This is a genomic window from Pseudomonas sp. P4_C3 (assembly GCF_056402075.1).
This window is the reverse complement of sequence record NZ_JBFUIC010000508.1, coordinates 1-2,132: the sequence shown is the minus strand read 5'-3', so window position 1 is coordinate 2,132 and position 2,132 is coordinate 1. Positions and strand designations below refer to the sequence as shown.

General features: G+C 59.9%; 2 protein-coding genes. One reads left to right on the top strand and one right to left on the bottom strand.

The features are described 5' to 3' along the window. Window positions 1–498, bottom strand: a 498-nt coding sequence (locus AC1DVH_RS29960; protein WP_477756841.1) for a MurR/RpiR family transcriptional regulator, incomplete at its 3' end; no start/stop codon positions are given. 310 nt (window positions 499–808) lie between these two features. Between AC1DVH_RS29960 and AC1DVH_RS29955 the strand changes: the two genes are divergently transcribed. Then, window positions 809–2,132, top strand: a 1,324-nt coding sequence (locus AC1DVH_RS29955; protein WP_477756840.1) for a bifunctional 5-dehydro-2-deoxygluconokinase/5-dehydro-2-deoxyphosphogluconate aldolase, incomplete at its 3' end; no start/stop codon positions are given.

Below are 2,132 nucleotides of genomic sequence, written 5' to 3'. Positions count from 1 at the left end.
GATGTTGTCAGCGTTGACCACCAGATCCACGGCCTTGTCGAAGGCCTGGTCATCGAGTTCCAGCCCCAGCCGTTCGATGCCCGACAGGGTGGCGTTGATGCATTCGCGCGCCAGGTCGCCGCCGCTGGCCTTCTGTGACTTGTTGGCGATCATGCTGCGAATGCGCTGCTGGTAGTTCTGCACCGGCGTGGTCTTGTGGGTATACGCCTCGCGAAACAGCGCCTGCATTTCGCTGAAGCCGCTGAAGCCGAAACGCTGGGAAAACCGCACGATGGCCGACGGGTGCACTTCGCACTCGCGAGCGATGTCGCTGATGCGGTCGACCATGATCCGGTCGCTCTGCTGGCTCATGTAGCTGGCGATGCGTTTGAGCTGGCGCGGCAGGCTTTCGTATTCATCGGTGATCAGCTGCAGCAGACGCTCGGCATTGATCGGGGGGCTGGTGAGATCGCTGTCGGACGTGCTCTCGGTCGTAGCCGGCTGATCGGTGCGGGACATGAGGAAATCCTTCTGGCTTGTTCTTATAGGGACGATTTTTCACCTCGTCCCCTGACAATAGGTTGGCTGTGCGCAGTCTACAGGGTAGGCCCGAATAAAATCTTGAGCTTGCAGCAGTGTGAAGCTTGCTGAAACGATGCACTGCTTCTGGAACGCTTGTGCTAAAGCTTATTGGAAAAAATATTCCATGTAAAAATATTTGGAATAATTATTGATTGTTCGGTCCCGGTCGTTTTAGTCTGCATCCACCAAGAGTGTTCGGTACGGCCATCGCCCCGAACGCAGGCTGATAAAAATAACAGGAGCCAGCATGGGCCAGACTCGTTTTGCCAGTGGGCGTCAATTGGATCTGATTTGCCTGGGGCGCCTAGGCGTCGACCTCTATGCGCAGCAAGTCGGGGCGCGGCTGGAGGATGTAAGCAGCTTTGCCAAGTACCTCGGCGGCTCGTCCGCCAACATCGCCTTCGGCACCGCGCGGTTGGGGCTCAAGTCGGCGATGCTGAGCCGGGTAGGGGACGACCATATGGGGCGCTTCCTCGTTGAGTCCCTGGCCCGTGAAGGCTGCGATGTCAGTGGCATCAAGGTCGATCCGGAACGCCTGACCGCCATGGTCCTGCTGGGGCTCAAGGACCGCGAAACCTTTCCTTTGGTCTTCTACCGCGAAAACTGCGCCGACATGGCACTGCGGGCCGAAGACATCAGCGAAGCCTTCATCGCTTCCAGTAAAGCCTTGCTGATCACCGGCACGCATTTCTCCACCGACGGTGTGTACAAGTCGAGCATCCAGGCCCTGGACTATGCACAGAAGCACAACGTCAAGCGGGTGCTGGATATCGACTACCGCCCGGTGCTCTGGGGTTTGGCCGGCAAGGCGGACGGTGAGACCCGTTTCGTCGCCGACCAGAACGTCAGCCAGCATGTGCAGAAAATCCTTCCGCGTTTCGACCTGATCGTCGGCACTGAAGAAGAGTTCCTGATTGCCGGTGGTGCCGAGGATTTGCTCACTGCGCTGCGCAATGTCCGACGCTTGAGCGTGGCGACCCTGGTGGTCAAGCTCGGCCCGCAAGGCTGCACGGTGATTCATGGAGAGATCCCGACCCGTCTTGAAGACGGTGCGATTTATCCCGGCGTGCGTGTGGAAGTGCTTAACGTGCTGGGGGCCGGCGATGCCTTCATGTCGGGCTTCCTCAGTGGTTGGCTGGAGGACGCCAGCGATGAGCGCTGCTGCCAGTTGGCCAACGCCTGCGGCGGCCTGGTGGTGTCGCGCCATGCCTGCGCCCCGGCGATGCCGACCCGCGCCGAACTGGATTACCTGTTCAACAGCCCGGTGCCGATTACCCGTCCGGACCAGGACGCGGTGTTGCAGCGCCTGCATCAGGTCAGCGTGCCGCGCAAACAGTGGAAGCAACTGTTCATCTTTGCCTTCGACCATCGTTGGCAACTGGTGGAACTGGCGCAAAAGGGCGGCCGTGACCTCAACGCCATCTGCGAACTCAAGCAACTTTTTATCCAGGCCGTGGAGCGGGTCGAAGCCGATTTGCGCGAGCAAGGCATCGACGCCGATGTCGGGCTGCTGGCCGATCAACGTTTCGGCCAGGATTCACTGAATGCCGCCACCGGTCGCGGCTGGTGGG